24 protein-coding genes and 1 riboswitch are annotated in these 21553 nt (G+C 50.5%); of the genes, 6 read left to right on the top strand and 18 right to left on the bottom strand.

Annotation, left to right across the window (positions count from 1 at the left end):
• Positions 1 to 136: 136 nt before the first annotated feature.
• Positions 137 to 355 (bottom strand): hypothetical protein, encoded by a 219-nt coding sequence (locus JOD01_RS04285; RefSeq protein ID WP_239565191.1) that lies wholly within the window; start codon positions 353 to 355, stop codon positions 137 to 139.
• 285 nt (positions 356 to 640) lie between these two features.
• Here JOD01_RS04285 and JOD01_RS04280 point away from each other — a divergent pair, with 285 nt between their 5' ends.
• On the top strand, positions 641 to 1285 hold the full coding sequence (locus tag JOD01_RS04280; protein ID WP_204517008.1) for a DUF1054 family protein: 645 nt from the start codon (positions 641 to 643) through the stop codon (positions 1283 to 1285).
• 96 nt (positions 1286 to 1381) lie between these two features.
• On the opposite strand, the gene JOD01_RS04275 is transcribed toward JOD01_RS04280, so the two are convergent.
• Positions 1382 to 1660, bottom strand: a complete 279-nt coding sequence (locus JOD01_RS04275; protein WP_204517007.1) for a hypothetical protein — start codon at positions 1658 to 1660, stop codon at positions 1382 to 1384.
• A 247-nt stretch (positions 1661 to 1907) separates the two neighbouring features.
• Here JOD01_RS04275 and JOD01_RS04270 point away from each other — a divergent pair, with 247 nt between their 5' ends.
• Complete coding sequence (locus JOD01_RS04270; RefSeq protein ID WP_204517006.1) at positions 1908 to 3377, top strand: aminotransferase class I/II-fold pyridoxal phosphate-dependent enzyme; 1470 nt, start codon at positions 1908 to 1910, stop codon at positions 3375 to 3377.
• Between the two features lie 107 nt (positions 3378 to 3484).
• Here the strand turns inward: JOD01_RS04270 and JOD01_RS04265 are convergent, their stop codons facing one another.
• Both JOD01_RS04265 and JOD01_RS04260 read right to left on the bottom strand, forming a co-directional pair.
• The gene (locus tag JOD01_RS04265; RefSeq protein ID WP_204517005.1) at positions 3485 to 4312 is read right to left on the bottom strand and encodes an alpha/beta hydrolase; all 828 of its coding nucleotides are present in this window, start codon (positions 4310 to 4312) and stop codon (positions 3485 to 3487) included.
• 113 nt (positions 4313 to 4425) lie between these two features.
• A complete protein-coding gene (locus tag JOD01_RS04260) occupies positions 4426 to 4725 on the bottom strand; it encodes a DUF3055 domain-containing protein (RefSeq protein WP_204517004.1) in 300 nt (99 codons plus the stop codon).
• A 169-nt stretch (positions 4726 to 4894) separates the two neighbouring features.
• Between JOD01_RS04260 and JOD01_RS04255 the strand changes: the two genes are divergently transcribed.
• Positions 4895 to 5323 (top strand): DUF1885 family protein, encoded by a 429-nt coding sequence (locus tag JOD01_RS04255; protein ID WP_204517003.1) that lies wholly within the window; start codon positions 4895 to 4897, stop codon positions 5321 to 5323.
• 58 nt (positions 5324 to 5381) lie between these two features.
• Here the strand turns inward: JOD01_RS04255 and JOD01_RS04250 are convergent, their stop codons facing one another.
• From JOD01_RS04250 to JOD01_RS04235, 4 genes are all read right to left on the bottom strand, one after another.
• Entirely contained in the window at positions 5382 to 5753 is a 372-nt protein-coding gene (locus JOD01_RS04250; RefSeq protein ID WP_204517002.1) for a DUF4912 domain-containing protein, read from the bottom strand.
• A 111-nt stretch (positions 5754 to 5864) separates the two neighbouring features.
• Entirely contained in the window at positions 5865 to 6458 is a 594-nt protein-coding gene (locus JOD01_RS04245) for a hypothetical protein (protein ID WP_204517001.1), read from the bottom strand.
• Positions 6459 to 6642: 184 nt separating this feature from the next.
• The gene (locus JOD01_RS04240) at positions 6643 to 6882 is read right to left on the bottom strand and encodes a hypothetical protein (RefSeq protein ID WP_204517000.1); all 240 of its coding nucleotides are present in this window, start codon (positions 6880 to 6882) and stop codon (positions 6643 to 6645) included.
• 46 nt (positions 6883 to 6928) lie between these two features.
• Positions 6929 to 7117, bottom strand: coding sequence for a helix-turn-helix domain-containing protein (locus JOD01_RS04235; protein WP_204516999.1), 189 nt, complete (start codon positions 7115 to 7117; stop codon positions 6929 to 6931).
• 165 nt (positions 7118 to 7282) lie between these two features.
• Between JOD01_RS04235 and JOD01_RS04230 the strand changes: the two genes are divergently transcribed.
• Positions 7283 to 7693: a helix-turn-helix domain-containing protein gene (locus tag JOD01_RS04230; protein ID WP_204516998.1), complete on the top strand. Its 411-nt coding sequence runs from the start codon at positions 7283 to 7285 to the stop codon at positions 7691 to 7693.
• A 71-nt stretch (positions 7694 to 7764) separates the two neighbouring features.
• On the opposite strand, the gene JOD01_RS04225 is transcribed toward JOD01_RS04230, so the two are convergent.
• From JOD01_RS04225 to dapD, 3 genes are read right to left on the bottom strand one after another with little or no spacing between them, the layout of a single operon-like run.
• Positions 7765 to 8904, bottom strand: coding sequence for an N-acetyldiaminopimelate deacetylase (locus JOD01_RS04225; protein ID WP_204517213.1), 1140 nt, complete (start codon positions 8902 to 8904; stop codon positions 7765 to 7767).
• Between the two features lie 9 nt (positions 8905 to 8913).
• On the bottom strand, positions 8914 to 10113 hold the full coding sequence (locus JOD01_RS04220) for an aspartate aminotransferase family protein (protein ID WP_204516997.1): 1200 nt from the start codon (positions 10111 to 10113) through the stop codon (positions 8914 to 8916).
• A 27-nt stretch (positions 10114 to 10140) separates the two neighbouring features.
• On the bottom strand, positions 10141 to 10851 hold the full coding sequence (gene dapD, locus JOD01_RS04215) for a 2,3,4,5-tetrahydropyridine-2,6-dicarboxylate N-acetyltransferase (protein ID WP_204516996.1): 711 nt from the start codon (positions 10849 to 10851) through the stop codon (positions 10141 to 10143).
• Between the two features lie 127 nt (positions 10852 to 10978).
• Positions 10979 to 11160, bottom strand: a riboswitch (Lysine riboswitch).
• A 137-nt stretch (positions 11161 to 11297) separates the two neighbouring features.
• On the opposite strand from dapD, the gene JOD01_RS04210 reads away from it, so the two are divergent.
• Complete coding sequence (locus JOD01_RS04210) at positions 11298 to 11873, top strand: GNAT family N-acetyltransferase (protein WP_204516995.1); 576 nt, start codon at positions 11298 to 11300, stop codon at positions 11871 to 11873.
• 61 nt (positions 11874 to 11934) lie between these two features.
• Entirely contained in the window at positions 11935 to 13416 is a 1482-nt protein-coding gene (gene abc-f, locus JOD01_RS04205; RefSeq protein ID WP_204516994.1) for a ribosomal protection-like ABC-F family protein, read from the top strand.
• Between the two features lie 120 nt (positions 13417 to 13536).
• Here abc-f and JOD01_RS04200 read toward each other — a convergent pair whose 3' ends face one another.
• The 7 genes from JOD01_RS04200 to JOD01_RS04170 form a co-directional block, all read right to left on the bottom strand.
• Entirely contained in the window at positions 13537 to 15516 is a 1980-nt protein-coding gene (locus JOD01_RS04200; protein WP_204516993.1) for a hypothetical protein, read from the bottom strand.
• Positions 15517 to 15766: 250 nt separating this feature from the next.
• Complete coding sequence (locus tag JOD01_RS04195) at positions 15767 to 16291, bottom strand: YfiT family bacillithiol transferase (RefSeq protein WP_204516992.1); 525 nt, start codon at positions 16289 to 16291, stop codon at positions 15767 to 15769.
• Between the two features lie 31 nt (positions 16292 to 16322).
• Positions 16323 to 17453 carry an N-methyl-L-tryptophan oxidase gene (gene solA, locus JOD01_RS04190; RefSeq protein WP_204516991.1) on the bottom strand — a complete coding sequence of 377 codons (1131 nt, stop codon included), beginning with the start codon at positions 17451 to 17453 and terminating at the stop codon, positions 16323 to 16325.
• A gap of 109 nt (positions 17454 to 17562) precedes the next feature.
• Complete coding sequence (locus tag JOD01_RS04185) at positions 17563 to 18522, bottom strand: ABC transporter ATP-binding protein (RefSeq protein WP_204516990.1); 960 nt, start codon at positions 18520 to 18522, stop codon at positions 17563 to 17565.
• A gap of 27 nt (positions 18523 to 18549) precedes the next feature.
• Entirely contained in the window at positions 18550 to 19446 is an 897-nt protein-coding gene (locus tag JOD01_RS04180) for a C40 family peptidase (RefSeq protein ID WP_204516989.1), read from the bottom strand.
• Positions 19443 to 20543, bottom strand: a complete 1101-nt coding sequence (locus JOD01_RS04175) for a dipeptide epimerase (protein WP_204516988.1) — start codon at positions 20541 to 20543, stop codon at positions 19443 to 19445. The genes JOD01_RS04180 and JOD01_RS04175 overlap by 4 nt, the downstream gene beginning before the upstream one ends.
• A 38-nt stretch (positions 20544 to 20581) precedes the next feature.
• Positions 20582 to 21514, bottom strand: a complete 933-nt coding sequence (locus JOD01_RS04170) for a S66 peptidase family protein (protein ID WP_204516987.1) — start codon at positions 21512 to 21514, stop codon at positions 20582 to 20584.
• Positions 21515 to 21553 lie beyond the last annotated feature (39 nt).

The raw sequence follows: 21553 nt of genomic DNA, 5'->3' as shown, positions 1-21553 counted from the left end.
TTCAATTAGGCAATTTGCCATTTTTGGATAAGCTCACACAAAAAGACGGCACTTCTCTTCGCGAGCTGCCGTCTTTTTACGCCGAGTCACATTCTTCCTGATTCATGTTCAACCTACCTATTCACAAAATTGTTGCCTACACTTCCAGCAAGAGCATTTCCCTTCGAAGTTTTTTCAGACGTTCCTTGGAACGTTTGATTTGCGCTTTGTCTTCCTCAAGCAAAGCATCATACAAAGTCGCCAATTCATAATCAAGCTCGTAACGCAGTACCGGGATGCGTTCCTCCGCATCTTTTCGTTTCAACGCGGCAATGACTTGATCCATCGTCACATTGCAAGCTTTTTCATAAATCATGCTTACTCAACTCCTTTTTGTTCTATAATCGCACGGCCCCCCATTTACACATATTCCCCCCTCTAATAACTGAATTATCTGATTTATGCTGCGGCAATCATGAAGGGAGTGAGTGGTATATCATATTATTCAACATGCGGTTTTGCTATTCCTTTTGGAACATTATGAAATTTTTCAGCAACTGTAACTGCCGGTTCGCTGGACCTGCCGCCATGTCCTTCTTTCTGCCGGTATGGTATCATGGTGACAAAAAAGGTCATCTGTTGGAGGGAGTTGTCAACAATCGTGGTTGATTTCACAGGTTTTCATCAAGAAGATTTTGATGTTTTTACCATTTCCGGACTGGATCAACGCATGGAGGCGATCAAGTCCGTTATCCGCCCCAAACTGGAATTTCTCGGTCAGCACTTTTCGCCGATTCTTTCCGTTGAGACGGGGCATGAGATGTTTTATCACGTAGCCAAACACGCTCGTCGTACGGTAAATCCCCCAAGCGACACTTGGGTTGCCTGGGCTGGCGATAAACGCGGTTACAAAAAACACCCCCACTTTCAAATTGGCTTGTGGGAAACCCATCTGTTCGTCTGGTACGCGGTGATTTACGAGTCTCCCTTTAAAGAAGCAATCGGCGGCGCCATCGAACGTCAAATCGAGGAGATCGTTTCGCTTGTACCCGATTCGTTTCGCTGGTCCTCCGACCATACGCAGCCAGGGAGCACACCGCAACAACAACTTGGCAAAGAAGGAATTTTACAATTGGCCAATCGGCTGCAGCAGGTCAAAAAAGCGGAAATTCTTTGCGGGATTACCATTGAACGCGATGACCCCGTTTTGCAAAACAGAGACCAGTTGCTTGCCCGAATGGAACAAACCTTTGATGTGTTAAGCAAACTGTATCGTCTTTGCCAAGATTCCGTCCCATCCGTCTAAGATCGCTTTTTTCCACTATATGCAAAAGAACAGGTCCGCTTTCGTCGCAAAAGCGCTGAGCCTGTTCTTTTCACGGTCTAGCTTGATCGAATTCGGTCAATCCAACGTGTACTCATCGAGAACATAATTGCGATAGATCAGGGGTATCATTTGTTCGATTGCCCAGATCAACTCCTGCTTGTCTTCCTCTTTCAGCTTTCCCATCGGAATCATGTACGTCAGTTGATGAATCAGCCGGCACAGTGTTTCCGGAGTGGAAATCGTCACGGAGACGGGAAGATTATCTTCCCCTACCAGCACCAGCTCCCAATTGTCTTTTTGCTCCGTTTCCAAAAACAGGTCTTTGATGACCATCCGCGTTGCTGCAACTGTCATTGAGCATCTTCCTCCCTGCGTAGCGATTGTGCAACTTCCGTTAGTATGGGAGAAAACATCAAATCTTATCGGTCTGTTTGTGAGGGAAACGCTTCATCATTTCTGAGTTTGTTGGCTAGTCTCATGCAAACATGATCATCCTAAAAAAAACCCCTTGCTTTCCTAAACGTTTTTGCTATACTCAATTTGTTTGTTTAATCCAAGTGCAAACCTACATATTCATTTGTAAAGCGAGGCGATGATGATCATGAGACAAGCGAAAACTCCATTGTTCAGCGGATTGCTTGAACACGCGAAACGAAATCCCATTCAATTTCATATCCCTGGTCATAAAAAGGGCATGGGGATGAACCCGGTATTCCGCGAATTTATCGGAGATAATGCGCTTTCCATTGATTTGATCAACATTGCTCCGCTCGATGACCTCCATCATCCGAAAGCAATGATCAAAGAAGCACAGGAATTAGCGGCTGAAGCATTTGGCGCTGATCATACTTTCTTCTCCGTGCAAGGAACAAGCGGAGCGATTATGGCGATGATCATGGCCACCTGCAGCCCTGGAGATAAAATTATCGTGCCGCGCAACGTGCACAAGTCGGTCATGTCGGCAATTATTTTTGCTGGCGCGACCCCGATCTTTATTCATCCGGCGATGGACGAGCATTTGGGCATTTCCCACGGTATTACCAACACGGCGGTGGAAAAAGCGTTGAAAGCTCATCCGGATGCTGCCGCATTGCTGGTGATCAATCCAACCTACTTCGGCATTGCCGGCGATCTGCGGCAAATTGTCCGCACTGCGCATAACTACAATGTCCCTGTGTTGGTCGATGAGGCCCATGGCGTGCATATCCATTTTCACGAAAAGATGCCGATGTCTGCGATGCAGGCAGGAGCCGACATGGCGGCAACCAGTGTGCATAAACTGGGCGGTTCGCTGACGCAAAGCTCGATTTTGAATGTACGGGAAGGACTGGTCGATGTAAACCGTGTGAAAACGGTGATGAGCATGCTGACCACCACCTCCACTTCTTATATTTTGCTGGCTTCACTGGATATGGCTCGCCAGCATTTGGCTATGCACGGCCATGAACTGTTGGAAAAAGCGATTGCCTTGGCCAACAACGCCCGCCGGCAAATCAATGAAATCCCGCGGATTCATTGCGTCGGCGAAGAAATTCTCGGCACCCCTGCCACTTATGCGATGGACCCGACCAAATTGCTCATTCATGTTCATGACCTGGGCATTACCGGTTGGGAAGTGGAAAACTGGCTTCGCGAAAAATACAATATTGAAGTGGAAATGAGCGATTTGTATAATGTGCTTTGCTTTATTACTGCCGGTGACAGCGAAGAAACCGTACAAACGCTGGTCGACGCCTTCCGTGATTTGGCTGTTGAATTCGCACATGTTCAGGCGGATGACAAGCAACCGATTTCCCTTCCGGAGCTTCCGGTATTGTCGATGACGCCTCGGGACGCCTTCTATGCGGAAACGGAAGTGGTGCCATTGGCTGAAGCGGAAGGGCGGATCATCACCGAGTTTATCATGGTCTATCCCCCGGGCATCCCGATCTTCTTGCCAGGCGAAGTGATCACCAGCGAAAACATCGCTTTCATTCAGGAAAATATCCGCGCCGGTCTGCCTGTCCAAGGGCCAGAGGACGAGACGCTGCAAACGATAAAAGTTGTAAGACAGCAAGCGGCGATTTCCTGACAACAAAGACGTTGTTCATTTAAAAACGGGTTCTTCCTTGCGAAGAACCCGTTTTGTTGTTCAAAGGCACAGTTATACCGCAGCTGCGCCGGGGGACGGTGACCTGCTCAACTGTGGCTGCCACGCAGCCGCTTTTCCGTCTGCTGATCCAGCCATTCCCGCAATCGCGCTAAAACGTGAAGCCGCTCCGGCTCATTAAAAATTTCGTGATAGAGGCCGGGAAACAGGACAAATTGCTTGTCAGCGGCCGGAAGCTCCGCCGCGAATCTTTTTACCCCTTCGGCAGCAACCAGATGATCATCGCCGGCCTGCAGGATCAATGTCGGTACAAAGAGCTTGTCCCGTTCCTGCCAAGCCGCTTCCATCGCTTGCTTCAGCTCACAAAACCAGCGCACGCTTACTCGCGGATAATTGTACGGGTCCTGTCTGTATTGTCGACGGACTTGTTCATCGCGGGAAACGACATGAGGCGGAATCTCGTAGGGCAAGCGCCATTTGGGCAGCATGCGGTTCAGTCCGAACACCAGCCGCAGCTGCCATGCTGCGATCGACCGGTTTAATTGCAAACACGGAGAAGAGAGGATAAGCCCGTCTACTCCGCTGTCTTCCGCATATACTTGAACATATCGCGTTGCGATTAATCCGCCCAAGCTGTGCCCCAGCAAGAAAACGGGATGATCGGCTCCCGTTTCTCCTCTGGCTTCGCTCATCCATAACCGTACCGCCGTCAAATAATCTTCGAAACGCTCCACATGCCCCCGCCGTCCGGGTGAGCGTCCGCTCCCAGGCAAATCTCCCGTTCGCACATCATAACCACGCTCGTTCAAGTATTGGGCGACATGCCGATAGCGTCCATGGTGCTCTCCCGTGCCGTGGATCAACACAAGCGTCGCTTTGGCCTGCTCCGCCCGCCAGTGATGATGAAACAATTCCATACTTTGACTCCTTTTGCTGGATCGTCTTGTCATAACGATAAACCCAACCGGGCGAAATTGAAACCACCAGTTGGGTTTTTGGCTGCAGCTGTTTCTCAGATAAAGTCAGTTGCTCAGTATTCATTTCCTTCCAATAACAAGGAGGGCAGATTTTCTCGGAAAAAGCAGGTCAATTCTTCCGCTTCTTCATCGTTTCTCAAACGAAATACTTTCCGTAACAGCTGGGAGTCCATGCTGTCTTGCGAGTTCAGAATGGTTGATTGCCCTGTCTGCATACAGACGACCAATGGTTTGCCGTAAAAACGATGGGTGAAAACGATCCCGAAATCATAACGGGCATTCTCGGAGATAAAACCCAAAAAGCGCACTTGCGCCGACTCCGTCACATCGTACAGATTGTCGAAACGGTCCATCCGCAATCCCTCCATTCCATTTTTTGGGTACCATCATATCTTATGCAATTGTGGAGCAAATTTTCCTGGAATATTTGTTTACATTGCTCGATAAGGTAATGTGGGTTTACTTTTCATTATAACTTTTTCTGAATTTACAGTCAATTTAAGAAAGGGGAGTTTTGTTGAAATGGCCCAATCGGCTCGTATTTATTTGGTTGAAAATTCGCTCGTTCGGACGGTTACCTTGGCGGAGGTACAGGAAAAATTGCTCCACTACATGGACAATGCGCGAAAAACAGGCGCCCAATTGGGGTGGGACTATGAAGCGGCCGCCTTTCCCTATCGGATCGAGGAAAAAACGAGTGCCGACAACAGTTCCTGGCTCCTTTTAAGAGGAACAGATGCCAAGCAATATCAATATATTATCATTGGTGTGGGAAGCGATGAACAAACCGGACAAGAAACAACCTATATCCAGATCACCTTGCCGGAGGTGGCGACGCATGGCGACAAAAACAAAGCGAATGAATTCGCACGCTTCCTCGCGCGCAGCTTTCGCGGGGAACTGCACTTGTTTAATGGCCGTGTCCAATTTTTTCAGCCGCGCAAGGCGTGATTCACCGCAAAAAAAGAGTCTCACCTCTGAGACTCTTCATTCAAATCACCTGGTCTTATTAAACGGAACGCACAATTTCAGAACGAGTCAGCGAATAAAATCTGCCATCAACCATACGAATCCCTAAATCCACACAATATTCCAGTTCTTCTGTGACTCCGTAGAGAATCCATTCGGAAGAGCGATGATTGATATCGAAATCGGTGTAACTGTCAGTCCCATCGTTCCGAATCTCTTGTCGATCGGTCACATCAAACAACCGCAAGACAAAAGGCAATTCCGCGAATGGAATGGCAAATTGCCGTTCCACCTCCTGCTGAAACTCCTCCGTCATCTTCCAAGTTGCCAGGAGCGATTGTTCATCTTTCCAGACAACCTGTATACTCGGGCCTTCTGTATCTGTCGATGACCGCTCGGGATTAGTCTCCATTCGCTTTCATCTTTCCTTTCGTAAAAATATGCACTAATTCAAATCGTATCATAATCTGATTATACCACGAAACGCTCATTTGTGAAATCGCGGACAACAATCTACAGCGGACTATTTGCCAACGGTAATCGTATTCTCACCGACTACGACAAAGTCCTCATAGTCATCGGTCTTCATTTTCGCCTGAATCTTATAGGTACCGTAATCCCCTAACTTTGTTGAAATGAACGGATAGGAGAAGTAGAAGCTCGTTCCTTTTTTCGTGGAAAATTTCATGACTTTCCCATCTTCGACCTCTTTTCCATTCGGACCGATCAACACAAGTTGGATTTTCAAGTCATCGGTTACCGGCGCATTATCGATATCAACAAACACATTGAACGTGCGCGGAATGTTTTTATCCCGATATCCTTGAATCGGATTCGTAAACAAGATGTTTTTATTTTTCAGCTGCTGGATGCCCTCCAGTACTAATAAATTCACCTTAGGCTTCTCTATTTCCAGTTGACTATCACTTTTATCCAAATTGGAAAACGCTCCGAGTTTCTCGGCCAGTTTCTGGATGGTTTTGGAGTCGCTGGCAGAAATGTCAGAGTCGATCTTATCGCCGTTGACATAGATCTTTAACACGCTGTCTCCCAGAGCTACCGAACCAAATCCAAGCATCGATAAGGTCAAGACTGCAGTTATCCATCTTTTCTTCATGACTTAATCCTCCGTTATATAAACAACAGTATGTGGTATCGTTCCATTTGTTTTCTATAATCTTATACGCGTATATTGGTAAATAGTTGTGGCGCATCGCATAATTTTTTCAACATAATCCACAATATCCACAAGGACAAGCCATAAGCGACGGATAAACTTATACACAGGACCTGTGCATAACTCAGTCCGTTTGGTCGGCAAATCGTTCGCGAAAATGCTGTTCAAGCAACTGACGGCGCTGACCTTGAATTTGGCTATATTTTCTGACCAGTTTTTCCAAATAACGCGCGCGAAAAAGATCAAACGGACGGATCGCATTAGCGGTATACTGGAGCGAGAAAATAATCTCATGGAGTTCCAATCCGTCGGCCCCTTCCGCCAAATCAACTTTCACCGGCAATTTCATACTCCTTTGCTCCATTACCGTTCCCCTTTTCTTCCACACCCTATGTTGACTGCGTCCATTCTCATTCATAAAAAAAAGTCCAGTTTGTCTCCAATACTTCCGCGATCCGTTTGGCCACTTTGACGCTGGGAATCGCTCCGTTCTCAATTTTTGTATAGTAGGATCGCTCAATCCCGGCCAAATTGGCAACCTCTTTTTGTGTGAGCTGTTTTCTCATCCTGATCTCGACGAGCCAGCTGTTTGATTTCATCAGACGATCACCTTGCTTGTATAAAATCAACACAGGTTTACAAAAATTCCCTCCTTTCCTGTTTAGTGACATTTTATCACACTATTCTTGGAAAAGTGCTGTTTTTACACAATTGTTTTCTTGTGATTTTTCGTCACATATAATGATGTTCAAGGGGGGCATCTGATGAATGTAGGAGATCGATTGCGAAAACTGCGAATGGAAAAAGGGCTTTCCCAACAGCAACTCGCTGACCAGCTTGGCTTGAACCGTTCGACTTATGCCCGCTATGAAACAAACGATAACCAGGCCGACTATAAAACGCTGCAAAGTTTGGCAGACTTTTTTCAGACATCGGTCGATTATTTGCTGGGCCGGTCCGTCCATGCCGCCCCGATCGTTTCCGAACAGGCATCGGCGTATCAGGCGGCCGACTTGTTCTGGGTGATCAAGGACGCGCCAAACCTTTTCTATCAAGGCGAAGAGTTGGCTTTGACGGTGGAAGAGCGCGAGGAGCTGCTCCGTCACTTGCGACTGGCCTGGATGATGATCAAGGAAAGACGGGATGAGCTGCGGCAAACCCCGCCAAACAAGTAAAGCCCTCTTATCAACCAGTTACCGGTGATAAGAGGGCTTTTCCGCCATCTTCTATTGTCTGCTTGGACTGTCTAGGCCTGCCGATTGCCGATCCAGGCCAAGTAGTCTGTAACCAGGCGAATGGCAACCGAAATGGCCGCTTCGTCCGGTTCAATTTTTGCATGATGCAAGCCGTAGGGGGTATCAACGCCCAACCAAAACAGAAATCCGGGGATTTCCTCCAGGAAATATCCGAAATCTTCTCCGGTCATCGCTTCCCGGCATTCGATCATCCGGATGTCTTGCTTTTGCCCAGCCCAGTCGATAAACGGGCGAGTCAGTTGCTCGTCATTGTAGACCTGGCAGTAGTTGGCGCCGTAATCAATCGCCGCCTGGCATTGGAACCCCGCTTCGATCCCCTGAACGAGCGCTTCAATCCGCTGTTTGACCTTCTGCATGGAATCCATTGAAAAGGTGCGGATGGTTCCCTCGATCCGCGCTTGCTCGGCGATAATATTTTGCTTGGTTCCCCCGGTAATCTTGCCGATCGTGACCACGGCCGAATCCAACGGGTCTATGTTGCGGGCCACAATGGTCTGCAATTGCGTCACCAGATGGCTGGCCGCTACGACCATATCGTTGGCCAGATGAGGATAGGCGGCGTGCCCGCCCTTGCCGGTCAAATCAATAAACAGCTCTGACGTATTGGCGAACAGAATGCCAGGTTTGGTCGCGATCGTGCCCACCGGGTACTCCGGAGCGATATGCAGGGCAAAAATTTTGTCCGGCCGCCACTCCCGAAATTCCGGAGACGCCAGCATCGGTTTTGCTCCACCTGGTCCTTCCTCAGCCGGTTGAAACACAAACAGCAGATCATCATCGATCGGCTGTTCCACAAGACGGCTCAAGATCCCCAAGGCAATCGCCATATGCAAATCGTGTCCGCAGGCATGCATAAACCCATCGTGTTCGGAGCGGAACGGGTAGGACGTCTCTTCCGATATCGGCAGACCATCCATATCCGTCCGCCAGGCCAGCAGTTGACGGGGATTGTTTCCCTTTACCTTGACCAATATCCCGGTTCGCCACGTTTTGATCTCCAGCCGTTCCTGGGGGAGTGAGTGTATATACTGAAGCAGATACTGCTGCGTCTTCACTTCCTGAAAGCCCGGTTCAGGAATCCGGTGCAAATCGCGACGAATCGTCACAAAAGGGTTAGTCGTCGTACCCATCGGCACCGTTTACGCCTCCCATCCTGCCAGCGCCTGGCCAAACCGTTCAATAAAGCGGTCGATCTCTGCTTTGCTGATCGTTAACGGCGGCAGCAAGCGGACGATCGTTTTCTGAGTTACATCGACCAAGATTTCCTCCGCAAGCAGATTGCGCTGCAATTCGCTCACTTTTTCCGCCGCGGCATTGAGTGGAATACCGACCATCATCCCTTTTCCCCGCACTTGCTGGACTTTATCAGGATGGTTGTCGCGAATGGACGACAACTGCTGCCAGAGATAGGCGATTTTCTCGTTCACTTCCGCGCTGAACGATTCGTCCAGCACGACATCCAGCACGGCATTGCCCAAAGCGGCGCTTAACGGCGACGGCGCAAACGTCGTTCCGTGGTCGCCCGGCTGGAACAAGTCCATCAGCTTCGGACCGGCGATCAAACCGCCCAGCGGCAGTCCGCCGCCCACGCCTTTGGCGAACAAGATCAGATCAGGCGTAATGCCGGCATGTTGATAGGCAAAAAAACGTCCCGTCCGTCCCATGCCGGTTTGAATCTCATCGATCCCCAACAAGATTCCTTCCTGCTGACAGATGGCGGCCACTTCCTGCAGATAGGACTCGGAAAGCGGAATGACTCCGCCCGAGCCGAGCACCGGCTCCATCAGTACGGCTGCCGGTTTTTTGGTGCGGCACAATTCCCGCAGTTGCTCCGCGCTGCCCGCCTCTACTTCATACACAGTGAAGGAAGGGGCCGGAAAGTCCTGATAGACATGGGCCTGGCGGGTCAGGCGCAGAGCGCCCAACGTCCGTCCATGGAAGCTGCTTTTCAAGACGACGATTCCTTCGCGCTCGGGCTGGTGTTTAACGAGCCATTTGTGGATCAGCTTGATGGCTGCTTCGGTCGCTTCCGCTCCGGAATTGGTAAAGAATACCTTGCCTTGAATCGAATTTTCCACCAACCGCTGTGCCAGCCGAATTGCCGGCGGATTCAGGAAGATGTTGGAGATATGCAAAAATTGATCGGCCTGTTCGTGCAACGTCCGCAAAATATGCGGATGCGAATGCCCAAGTATATTTACCGCCAATCCGGTAAACAGATCCAAATATGTCTTTCCGTTTGTATCCACTAAATAATTTCCTTCACCTTTGGCAATCGCAATCGGCAATCGTTTGTAGGTGGAAATCACATAGGTTTCATCCAGAGAACGCCAATCCATCGAAGCTCCTCCTCCCGTCAGCGTCGGTTACAGCTGACGCAGCTCTTGTTTGATTTCGGTTTTGGCTTTCGTCTTTTCGTCAATGTGTTTGATGATGCGGGCTGGCGTACCGGCTACAACGACGTTTGGCGGTACATCCTCGATCACGACTGCGCCGGCTGCGACAACCGAACCTTTGCCGATGCGGATTCCTTCCAGAATCACGGCATTGGCTCCAACCAATACGTCATCTTCAATTACAACCGGTTGAGCGGATGGCGGTTCAATCACTCCAGCAACCACCGCCCCTGCGCCGATGTGGCAGTTTTTCCCGATGGTGCCGCGTCCGCCGACAACTGCGTTCATATCGATCATCGTACCTTCGCCAATCACCGCGCCGATATTGATGGTTGCCCCCATCATGATCACTGCGTTATTGCCGATCGTCACCTGATCGCGGATAATCGCTCCCGGCTCGATTCTGGCCTGAATATGCTTCGTATCCAACAGAGGCAGCGCTGAATTGCGGCGATCATTTTCCACGACATAGTCTTCAATCTGGTCTTTGTGCGCTGCCAAAGCGGCTTCAATCTCTTTCCATTCGCCAAACACTACCCCGGTATTGCCGTTAATGAAGGTTTTGGCGCTTGCTCCAAAATCGATTCCCGCCAGGTTTCCTTTCACATACAATTTGACCGGTGTTTTTTTCTCGCTCTTTTGAATAAAAGCAATAATTTCGTTTGCGTCCATTTGATTCATCGTTTGTGCCTCCCAAAGTGTTAAAGTCTCATCTACATCATCCAGGGCCGATCATTTATGGCTGCCGGATTGCAAAAAGGCAATGAGCAGGATTACGCCTTACTCATTGCCCGGTACTTTCGGCAAATTCATAAATAGCGCTCCACGAAAGCAAAACTTTCATGACAGGGCAACCGTTATTCACGATAACCCCAGCCTAGGCTGCCTGGGGAAACAGCATAAGCTTCGGCGCATTGGCCTTTCTTTCTTTTCCTTTTCCCCGTTGCTCAAAAAAGAAATACTCATCCGTTGCGCACCTCTATTTAGATGAAGAGATATGTAATTGCTTTTTACTCTATCAAATTCCTGGCCATGTAGCAACAGCTTTCTGCGCCTGTTTTTATTTCAAGCCGAGCATTAGCCTGTTACAATGTTTACAGACATTTTCAAAAAGAGGTGTTCCTGCCATGTTGCTGCAAGAACAAGATATTTTCATTCGCCCCTATGAATTGACCGATGTCGCCGCCTTGTTGGCGTTACGGCTGCGCAATCGGACCTTCCTTGAACCGTTCGAACCGGTCCGCAGCGATCTTTTTTTTACCGCTGAAGAACAGCAAAAGCAGGTTGAGAGCGCCCGAGCTGATTTTGCCCGGGGCAGCGCCTTCGCGTTTGCCATTTTTCTCACGGACAACCAACAGATGATCGGACGGGTCGCCTTGTCCAACGTCGTACGCGGCGCCTGGCAAAATGCCACGATCGGCTACTTCCTCGATCAGCAACACAATGGGAAAGGTTATATGACGCAAGCGGTAAAACTTGCTTTGCGCTATGCTTTCCGCGAAGCGAACCTGCATCGCGTCCAAGCGGCGATCATGCCGCGAAATCTGCCGTCGATCAAAGTGGTGCAGAAAGCCGGGTTTCGCTATGAAGGAACTTCGCTCCGCTATCTCCTGATCAATGGAGTCTGGGAAGACCATCATATCTACGCGCTCACCAGCGAAGAATGGGACGGAGACGAGTCTGATTTGTCGTACTCTATTTGAGCTGCTAGAAAGGGTAACTTTCTTGCAGCTTTCCTTTTTCAGACAGGAGGAGGTTTACTGTATGTCATTAATTCAGGTTACGAATCTCACGTTTGCCCATGAGGGCAGCTTCGACACCATATTTGAAAATGTCAGCTTTCAGATCGATACCGACTGGAAACTCGGCTTTATCGGACGAAATGGCCGCGGCAAAACGACTTTTCTCAACCTGTTGCTGGGAAACTATGAACACAGCGGAACGATTTCAGCCAAGGTCGAATTTGACTATTTTCCGTTCGCCCTCGCCAACAAGAAGCAACCGACGATCGATCTCATCGGCGAAATCGTTTTGGACTATGTCCACTGGGAACTCATGCGCGAACTTTCCTTGCTTCAAGTCTCCGAGGACGTTTTGGATCGGCCGTTTGACACATTGTCCAGCGGTGAACAAACGAAAGTCCTGCTCGCCGCCTTATTTTTGAAGGAAGATCGTTTCCTGTTAATCGACGAACCAACCAATCACCTTGATCAGCATGCCCGAAAACTGGTCAGTGCGTATCTCAACAGCAAAAACGGCTTTATTCTCGTCTCTCACGACCGGGCGTTTCTTGACAGATGCGTCGATCACATCCTGTCCATCAACAAGAGCAATATTGAAGTGCAAAAGGGCAATTTTTCCGATTGGTGGGCAAATAAGCAGCGCCAGGATCAGCATGAACTGGCCGAGACTGAAAAACTGAAAAAAGACGTGAAACGTTTGGCGGAAGCTGCCCAACGAACGAGCAACTGGTCACACGAGGTGGAAAAAACCAAAAACGGCACAAGAAATTCCGGTTCCAAGCTAGACAAAGGGTATGTCGGTCACAAAGCGGCCAAAATGATGAAACGGGCGAAGGCGATGGAACAACGACAGCAATCGGCTGTTGAACAAAAAGCAAAGCTCTTGAAAAACATCGAAGCCGCTGACAGCCTGAAACTTTCCCAACTTCCCTATCACAAAAAACAGCTGGTCGAGCTGGAAGACGTATCGATCTTCTACGGCGAGCGTCAAGCGTGCTCCAATATTCGCTTAACGATTGAACAAGGGGAGCGAATTGCCCTCTCCGGCAAAAACGGCTCGGGCAAATCAAGCCTGCTCAAACTGATCGCTGGAGAAAACTTGCACTATGCCGGCACATCGCGGAAGGGAAGCCAGCTGAAAATCTCGTACGTTTCCCAAGACACCTCACATCTGCAAGGCAGTCTAACGGATTACGCCAGAGACAACGGAATCGACGAGAGCCTGTTTAAATCGATATTGCGGAAACTCGATTTTCCCCGGGTCCAATTCGAGAAAGATCTGTCTGCATTCAGCGGCGGCCAAAAGAAAAAAGTGCTGATCGCCAGAAGTCTATGTGAAGACTGTCATTTGTATGTCTGGGATGAACCGCTCAATTTCATCGATGTTTTTTCTCGCATGCAGATTGAGGAGTTATTGCTGGCGTACTCCCCTACCATCCTGTTTGTCGAGCATGACAGCGAGTTTCGCAATCGTATCGCGACCAAACTCATCGAACTGCCGTGACCCGTCCGCTCAGTATCAGCCCCCGCCGGCCTGCGGCCCCATAAAAAAGCACCCCTGCAGCAGATGATCATGCCTCTGCTGGCAGGAGTGCCAAGTGGCGACATTCGAAAGAAAGCGCATTTACTCCAGCACAATCGTTGCCGAGAATTCCTGTTCCTTCGTGGCCGTATCCACGTCTTTTTCATAATAATCGCCGCGCCAGTTCAATTCGCAGGTTTTATAGTGCAGCTCATTCCATACACGAATGGTATAAGTGCCGGGCTTATTATCATTCTCCTCGATAATGTCCGCAAGATTTAGCCGTTTCCGCGCACCATCGGTCTCATTGTCAAACGTTTTCAGGACCTTCTTGTCGTTAAAAACCACTTCCACCCGGTTTTCCGAAGAGATCGGCGCTCCCGAAAATTTTTGCTTCTCGCCGAATCCGACTTCTTCATATTCCCATTCCACGTTTGGCATTCGGTAGACGTGATTGTCTTCTTCCACTTTCTTCTTTCCATCCAATACGGCATGGTTTGCCGTCAGCGTCAAGCGGGAAAACTCTTCCAGATCGTCAACGGACTCAATCGTGACTTCATCGCCGTCCTTCAGCTTTCGTCCTTTGTCCGTTTCCAGATAAATCGTTTCCGCTGCAGGAACCGTCCCGGAATCGCCTACCTCGCAGCTGTCGCTGGAAGGAAGCGGTCTGCTGTCTTCGACAATCGTCACCGAACCACACCAGTTAACGCCCGGATTTAGCCGACTGTAATAGTTGATTTGAAACGTTCCGGCTTCATTGAGAAGCAAGGCGGTATGGTCCCAGCTTAACTGATCGGAAGTGGCAACGACGCCGTTTATCGTCCAGATGCCGGGGCCTTCGTCATCAAATTCCCTGCCAAATCGCAAATGATTGCCATCGGTAGCGATCCATACCTGATAAATGGGATCTTGATACAGCGTGACGGCAGTCGTCGAGGAGCGAATGTTTTTCTGTTCAAACAGCAGCGAGGACAGACTATTATTTCGGATCATAATATCCATTCTCGCGGTAGCCGTCGATGGATCGCATGCATTCATCGTTCCGGGAATTTGTACTTCCATGGAGACTTGATGCTGTTTGTCTCCATACGGCTCAAAGCTCACCGTCAAGGTCATGCCGGAAAACTCAACCGGAATCTTGACATCGATCCTTTGCGCATTTTCCTCTGTCTGTCCGGTGCCCGATACCGTCCAATAACCCGGCACTTTGGAATAGAACGATACGGTTGAAGGAGCTGCCGGGGCGACGATTTTTTGATTGGCCGCAACCAGCTGTCCTGTCTCGTCTGTTCCCTGGTAAATTTCCGCTTCGCCGATGTGGATCGTCGCTTGCCAGTCTTCCAGGCCGGGATCATCAGCATGGAACAGCAGCTGGTAAGCTCCCGCCTCCAACGTGCCGGTATCAAAATTGCGGCCATACCCGCCTTTAAGCAAAGTAGTCTCTCCCTGTTTGCTCAGTTTCCAGGTACCTGCAACAGAAGCAGAAAATGCTTCCGCTCCGCTCGTCCCGATCAGCGTGATCGTTGTTCCGGAAGCAAGCAATTTCCCCGCCTCCGCCTTCCCCTGATAAATGTCCGCCGTTTGCGAAGCTTGCACGAGGAATCTGACATTCACCGTGCTGGCTCTCTGCTTGCCATCTTTGGCCACAAATGTCAGCGTATGCGTTCCCGGACTGAGCCGTTCCACCGGGATCGTAAACCGGGGCACTTTCCAAACGAAAGAAGAACCCGTTGCTTCGGACTGCTGTTGAAATTCGGGCAACTCTGTCCCGTCCAAAGAGACGCTGTTTTGACTCACGGTTGTTTGGTCACCATAAGTAAGCTGGGTAATGTCGATATCAATTGGGGTGTGGGGAGGCAAAATAAACTGGTCGTTGTTTACCCAATTTTGGCCATTGTCATCGAGGCCGACCACCTGAAAATCATTAAAGAAGATAGACTGGTGAACAGGGTTTGCGGATGTTTGGCTGTTGCCCGCTACGGTTGCCGCCGAAGCATTCCAAACAGGGGTAAGATTTGTACCGGTGGCAACAGAGCTAAGCATGAGACTGACGATTAGCAGGTGTCTGAAAACTCTTTTCACTCAATGTCCCTCTTTCTTTCGATTACAATTCATCTATCGCTGCCAATTTCTCTCCAGAAAGTTCGACAAGTTTAGGCAAAATCCCTGCTTGCAGATCGCCCTTTCGCCTTGGAGATTTGTTCCAGTGTATCGGTTATGTATGTCCATCCGGACGGAAAAAGTCTGCGGGCAGGCTGTTTCCACCCTTCCATTTGTTAGACGCGCCCGCCCGGTTAATGTTACTCATTCTTCCCGTTATTTTTCCCGACTGTTACCAAGTTTCCCGTATCCGCAGCTGGGTGATTTGCGCGAGATGGTGACGGCCGTGCCAAGAGTAGGAACCAAGCGCCTTATTCAACGTAGTCCGTCCGTTTGCGGGATGATCAAACGCCCGTTCATATTGTTCCGGTGTCATCGATTGCAGCAGTCTGACCCAGCGGCGATGAAGGAAATCCAATAGCTGCAGCGAATCTTCAACCGGCCCTGCCTTGCCGTCGAATAATTCCGCCCATTCTGCCTCTTCATAGGGCTTGATCGTAGGGACATCTTCGGTTAACGCCAGTTTAAAGCGGATATAGCAGTTCATATGGCTATCGGCAAGATGATGCACCACTTGACGTACCGTCCATCCCCCCGGACGATAAGGCGTATTTAACTGTTCCTCGGTCAAACCGCTCACTGCTTGCCGCAATTGCCCGGGCAGATCGGCAATATCTCTGATCCAGCCCTGCCTCACCTCATCCGTAAACTCGCCTGAAAAAGAATACTTTCCAATTGGATAACGCAACTCTTCCATAATAAGATGCCCTCCTCGGTTCGCAAAATTTTTACCGAAAGCGATCCAATGCAAATCTTCGGATATCGTAACGTGTTGCTCCCGCCGTGAGCAGTTCACTCAAGATTTCCCCGATCACGGTCGCAAACTTGAAGCCGTGCCCGGAAAAACCGGCAGCGATGATGATGCGCGGATCATCGGGGTGGCGGTCAACAATAAAATCTTCATCAGGGGTGAAAGTATATAAACATACTTTGCCCGACACGAGCGCACCCGCCGCCTGCGGCATGTACGTCTGCAAAAAGCTCCGTAAATCCGCCTCGTCCTCTTGCTCAGCGCCAAACTGACGGTTCATCAGCGCGGGATCGACCGCTTGCCCGCCATCGTGTCTTCCCACTTTCACGCCTGAACCTTGGAAATCGGGAAAGCCGTAATAAATTTCCTGTTCTGTTTGCACGTTAAAAGCGGGAAAGTGTGCCGAGTCGTACAGGTGCGCATCGGCTGCGAACCAGCCTACCGTCTTGCGTGTCGGAACAAGCGGCAGTGACAAATTCGGCAAAATTTTCGGAACCCAAGCACCCGCACTGAGCACAACCTTGGCGGCCCGATACGTGCGTTCCCTCGTCTTCACTATGACCGCCTGCCCGTCGGGGATAATTTGTTCCACCGCGGTATTGGTGAGCAACTCTCCACCGTTGGCCACGGCCAGTTTGCGCATGGCACGAATACATTCCTCCACCAACAGTACACCAGAATTTGGTTCGAAACAACCGACAAAATGATTGGGCAAGGAAAAGCCCGGCCAGCGTTTCGTCACCTCTTCGGCTGTATAGGTTTCCAACGGCAAAGCGAACTGCTCGGCGCTGGCGATAACCTCCCTGATAAATGCGGAATCCGCCTCTCCGATATTCAGCACGCCGGTTTGCCAAAACAGCTTGGTCCCCGTCTCTTCTTGCAATTGCCCCCACAACTGCTGGGCCCGCAGAGCCAGCGGCACATATTCCCTGCCTTCCCCATAGGCGTGACGAATGATTCGCGTATCTCCGTGATGGCTGCCGTATCCGTGTGGCGGATCGTAAGCGTCAATCATCAGCAATTTTTTCCCTTGCTTGGCTAACTGATAGCCTGCGGCCAAACCCATCGAACCGGCTCCCACGATAATCACATCGTATTGCGTATCCATCTATCCCGCTCCCATTCATGCTGAATCTTGTTATTTAGCCTAGTCTATCATTTGTTGCCGTGAAAAAAAATCCCTCCGGATCGGGAGGGACTCGTGAAAAAACGGCTGCTTATTGGTACAAATGGCAGGCCACAAAATGTTCCTGCTCGATTTCTTGCCAGCTCGGTTTTTCTCTCGCGCAGATTTCTTTCGCCACCGGACAACGGGTCCGGAACACACAGCCGCTGGGCGGAGAGATCGGACTGGGCACATCGCCTTCCAGGATGATTCGCTCCCGGCTCTGTTCCAGATCCGGATCGGGAACAGGAATCGCGGACAACAGCGCTTCCGTATAGGGATGCTTGGGAGCTTGATACAATTTTTCGCTGGTCGTCAATTCGACGAGATTGCCCAAATACATGACGCCGATCCGGTCGCTGATATGTTTCACCATCGCCAGATCGTGGGCGATAAACAAGTAGGTTAATTGTTTCTCCTTCTGCAATTGCTTGAGTAGATTGACGACTTGTGCCTGCACCGATACGTCAAGAGCGGAAATTGGCTCATCGGCGATGACAAATTCGGGATTAACCGCCAAAGCGCGGGCAATGCCGATTCGCTGGCGTTGGCCGCCGCTGAACTCATGCGGAAAACGGCTGGCATGTTCGGCCTGCAGCCCGACCATTTCCAGCAATTCATGAACGCGTTTCGTTCGTTCCTTTCCCGTATATAGTCCGTTCAAATACATACCTTCGGCGATGATTTCCGCTACGCTCATCCGGGGGTTCAACGATGCGTACGGGTCTTGAAAAATCATCTGCATGTTCCGCGTCAGCTGTTGCTTTTGTTTCCCGGCAGCCGAGTGGACATTGACGCCGGCAAACAGCACTTCCCCTGCTGTCGGCTGGTACAGTCCGATGATCGTTCGGCCCGTGGTCGACTTGCCGCACCCTGATTCGCCCACAAGCCCAAACGTTTCCCCCCGGTAAATATGAAAAGATACATCATCGGCCGCTTTCAGGATGAGATTTCGCCCTACATTGAAATGTTTTTGCAAATGCTTCACTTCTAGCAACCTTTGTCGCTCCATTTGCCGTTCCCCTCCTTGCTGCGACTTCTACCAGTACCGTCTGGCCACACACAATTCCTTTTCCAGCTTGTAACCGGCCAGTTCAATCATCTCGATCTTGCTTGCTGAATCGGGAGAGTGGATCATCTTGCCGTCTCCGCAATAGATCCCGACGTGGTGAACGCGCCCTTTGCCTTCTTCATACGCAAAAAACAGCAAATCACCCGGTTGCACCTGAGCGAGATCGATCAACGTTCCTTGCTTTGACTGGTCGCCGGCGTCGCGCGGAATCGTGATGCCAAACGAGCGATGCATGGAATAGGCAAAGCCGGAGCAATCGTATCCATACGCGGACATCCCGCCCCATAGATAGTGCAGACCTAAAAACTGCTTCCCCGCTTCCACGATTGCCTGCCCGTTTGGCACGCTCCCCGGCAATGCGGACGTAAGCCGAATCTGGTCTGTTCGCAACAGCCGCTTTCCGTGCGGCGTCTCTACCACTGTCCAGACATCCCCTGTCTCTGCGACCGGCAATACAGTGGCAAAGCTGATTTCCAGGACAGGTTGATGCTGACTGTCAAACAAACACGCCGTCGGAACGTTCACAATCGCCCTGCTTCCTGCAGACAGGCGCGCGAACTCCGGCGCGTCCAGCAGTTGTGCGGCCGGTATCCAGCCGGGATACCCTTGCGCTTCTTTCGATGTACTTTGTGAAGGAATCAAAATCTTCACCCAATTATCCCGCTGCTCGACGGGAATTACCTCCGTTCCGTACAAAGCCTGGGTTTGCACCAGATTGTCCTCGCACAGCTGCAGGCGATCGGGCACAGAGAGGCTGTCCAGCCAATCCCGGATGCGCAATGGATGTTGCAAGGCGGGCTGATCAAGCTGGCGCGGCGCTTCCGGATTCGTCCAGACGGTTGCGACAGGTACCGCTACGATCATAGCCGCTTCACCTCTTCCTCCAACAAAATTTTTTCAATGCCGAGTCCGGGCGTTTGCGGCAGCGTCATCAATCGTCCCTCGTATTTGACGCCGCCGACAATCCAATCTTTTTGCAGCATTAACGGTGCATCAAAATCATAACGGGTAATGTTCTTTTTGCTGGCTGCCAAATGAGCGGCGGCGGTAACGGCCAGTCGCGATTCAATCATGCTGCCGACCATGCATTCGACACCGCACTCTTCTGCCAGATGATTGATGATTTGGGCCTTGTAGATGCCGCCTGCCTTCATCAGCTTGATATTAATCAGGTCAGCCGCCCGCTTCTTCAGCACTTCAAACGCCTGCAGCGGCGAAAATACGCTTTCATCTGCCAGAATCGGGGTATCCACGGCCTCGGTGACCATCTTCAGCCCGTCAATATCGTGTGCTTTGACCGGCTGTTCAATCAGTTCAATGTCCAACCCCATATCTTCCATTTTCCGAATCGAACTGATCGCTTCTTTCACTTGCCAGCCCTGATTGGCATCCAATCTGATCTTTACCTGCTTGCCGACACGAGCGCGAATTTCCTGAATGCGCCTGATGTCGTTCTCAATTTGATCTTTCCCTACCTTGATTTTCAGCACGTGAAATCCCTGTTGCAAATACTGTACGGCATCTTCGCCCATCTCCTCCGGCGAATTGACGCTGACGGTATAGTCGGTTTCCATCTCGTTGCGATAGCCCCCCAATAATTGGTAGAGGGGCAATTTGCAATTTTGCGCAATCAAATCGTACAAGGCCATATCGACCGCCGCCTTCGCGCTGCTGTTTCCGACCATCGCGGCGTGCAAATCGTGGAACACCTGTTCATATGCCAGCAAATCAGCGCCGATCAGCCGTGGTTTGATCGTCTGCAAGATCGCCGATTCGATGCTGTCCAGACTGTCACCAGTAATCGCCACGGTAGCGGCGGCCTCGCCCCAGCCAATCAGTCCGTTGTCACAAGTGACTTTTACCAGGATGGACTCCAGCGTGGTGACCGTCCGCAAAGCGGTCTTAAACGGTTTTTTCAATGGAACAAATTGCCGCTTCACTTCCATGTTCTGAATCTTCATTCGGCATTCTCCTTTTTGCCTCTCATCGCTCCGGTCTGTTACAAAACTCCGGCTTCTTCAATCGTCAGCGATTTGTTGGTTGTAGATAGCCGCGCCTTCACTCCGAATGGCACAGCGAGGTTCGGCGAGCAGTGACCGATTCTGAACCCGAGCAAGGTTGGCTTTCCGGCGGGCACGACATGATCGGCAAAGACCTGCTCCAACGTCAGCGATTCCTGTCGTTTCATCGGTCCGCAATTGGAAAAGTCGCACAGCAAAATGCCGGCAGCATCCGCGAACTTGCCCGCCATTTTCAATTGGTTCAGCATCCGGTCGATCCGATACGGTTCTTCATCCACTTCCTCGATCAACAGCAGCTTCCCTTTTGTGTCAATTTCAAATTCCGTTCCCAGCGTGCTGACCAACAGACACAAATTTCCGCCGATAATCGTTCCTTCCGCTTCGCCTTCGACCAGCGTTTGCAGCGGGGAAATCGACTCGTCATAGCACAGCGGCTGCGGAGCGAACAACTGCTCGAACGTTTGCAACGTAAGCGGATCAGGCTGCTCTACGGCAATATCGGAAGTGAGCATTGGACCGTGAAAGGTCACAAGACCCGCTTTCTGCTGGAGCGCGACATGCAAAAACGTAATATCGCTGTAACCCCAGAAAATTTTCGGGTTTTGCGCAATCAATTCATAATCGAGTTCGGCAGCGATTCTGCCGGTACCGTAACCACCGCGGGCACAAAAGATGGCCTTAACTTCGGGATCGGCAAACATCCGTTGGAGATCGTCGATCCGTTCCCGGTCCGTCCCCGCTAAGTAACCGTGCCGCTTGGCAATCGCTTCCCCGTAACGAATTCGCAAGCCCTTTTGTTCAAAAAAGCGTGCGGCCTCCACGATTTTTTCGTACTCTCCGCAACTGGCCGGAGCAATAATGCCGATCGTATCCCCCGCTGACAATCTGGCTGGTCTGCACATCTCTTTCATAATGCCCTCCTTCTTTCTTTCCCGTTTCCGCGAAGCAAG

This window comes from Brevibacillus fulvus (genome assembly GCF_016908525.1).
Classification (GTDB): domain Bacteria; phylum Bacillota; class Bacilli; order Brevibacillales; family Brevibacillaceae; genus Brevibacillus_G; species Brevibacillus_G fulvus.
Note: the sequence above shows the minus strand (reverse complement) of the source record. Positions and strands in the feature narration are given on the sequence as shown.

Excerpts from the sequence above, each read along its gene's own strand:
- JOD01_RS04285 (WP_239565191.1), bottom strand. The coding sequence starts at position 355 with ATGATTTATGAAAAAGCTTGCAATGTGACGATGGATCAAGTCATTGCC.
- dapD (WP_204516996.1), bottom strand. The coding sequence starts at position 10,851 with ATGAATCAAATGGACGCAAACGAAATTATTGCTTTTATTCAAAAGAGC.
- JOD01_RS04260 (WP_204517004.1), bottom strand. The coding sequence starts at position 4,725 with ATGGACCGTTTCGACAATCTGTACGATGTGACGGAGTCGGCGCAAGTG.
- JOD01_RS04240 (WP_204517000.1), bottom strand. The coding sequence starts at position 6,882 with ATGGAGCAAAGGAGTATGAAATTGCCGGTGAAAGTTGATTTGGCGGAA.
- JOD01_RS04195 (WP_204516992.1), bottom strand. The coding sequence starts at position 16,291 with ATGGAAGAGTTGCGTTATCCAATTGGAAAGTATTCTTTTTCAGGCGAG.
- solA (WP_204516991.1), bottom strand. The coding sequence starts at position 17,453 with ATGGATACGCAATACGATGTGATTATCGTGGGAGCCGGTTCGATGGGT.
- abc-f (WP_204516994.1), top strand. The coding sequence starts at position 11,935 with ATGTCATTAATTCAGGTTACGAATCTCACGTTTGCCCATGAGGGCAGC.
- JOD01_RS04185 (WP_204516990.1), bottom strand. The coding sequence starts at position 18,522 with ATGGAGCGACAAAGGTTGCTAGAAGTGAAGCATTTGCAAAAACATTTC.
- JOD01_RS04235 (WP_204516999.1), bottom strand. The coding sequence starts at position 7,117 with ATGAAATCAAACAGCTGGCTCGTCGAGATCAGGATGAGAAAACAGCTC.
- JOD01_RS04175 (WP_204516988.1), bottom strand. The coding sequence starts at position 20,543 with ATGAAGATTCAGAACATGGAAGTGAAGCGGCAATTTGTTCCATTGAAA.
- JOD01_RS04170 (WP_204516987.1), bottom strand. The coding sequence starts at position 21,514 with ATGAAAGAGATGTGCAGACCAGCCAGATTGTCAGCGGGGGATACGATC.
- JOD01_RS04210 (WP_204516995.1), top strand. The coding sequence starts at position 11,298 with ATGTTGCTGCAAGAACAAGATATTTTCATTCGCCCCTATGAATTGACC.
- JOD01_RS04220 (WP_204516997.1), bottom strand. The coding sequence starts at position 10,113 with ATGGATTGGCGTTCTCTGGATGAAACCTATGTGATTTCCACCTACAAA.
- JOD01_RS04255 (WP_204517003.1), top strand. The coding sequence starts at position 4,895 with ATGGCCCAATCGGCTCGTATTTATTTGGTTGAAAATTCGCTCGTTCGG.
- JOD01_RS04225 (WP_204517213.1), bottom strand. The coding sequence starts at position 8,904 with ATGGGTACGACGACTAACCCTTTTGTGACGATTCGTCGCGATTTGCAC.
- JOD01_RS04245 (WP_204517001.1), bottom strand. The coding sequence starts at position 6,458 with ATGAAGAAAAGATGGATAACTGCAGTCTTGACCTTATCGATGCTTGGA.
- JOD01_RS04180 (WP_204516989.1), bottom strand. The coding sequence starts at position 19,446 with ATGATCGTAGCGGTACCTGTCGCAACCGTCTGGACGAATCCGGAAGCG.
- JOD01_RS04275 (WP_204517007.1), bottom strand. The coding sequence starts at position 1,660 with ATGACAGTTGCAGCAACGCGGATGGTCATCAAAGACCTGTTTTTGGAA.
- JOD01_RS04265 (WP_204517005.1), bottom strand. The coding sequence starts at position 4,312 with ATGGAATTGTTTCATCATCACTGGCGGGCGGAGCAGGCCAAAGCGACG.
- JOD01_RS04270 (WP_204517006.1), top strand. The coding sequence starts at position 1,908 with ATGAGACAAGCGAAAACTCCATTGTTCAGCGGATTGCTTGAACACGCG.
- JOD01_RS04230 (WP_204516998.1), top strand. The coding sequence starts at position 7,283 with ATGAATGTAGGAGATCGATTGCGAAAACTGCGAATGGAAAAAGGGCTT.
- JOD01_RS04250 (WP_204517002.1), bottom strand. The coding sequence starts at position 5,753 with ATGGAGACTAATCCCGAGCGGTCATCGACAGATACAGAAGGCCCGAGT.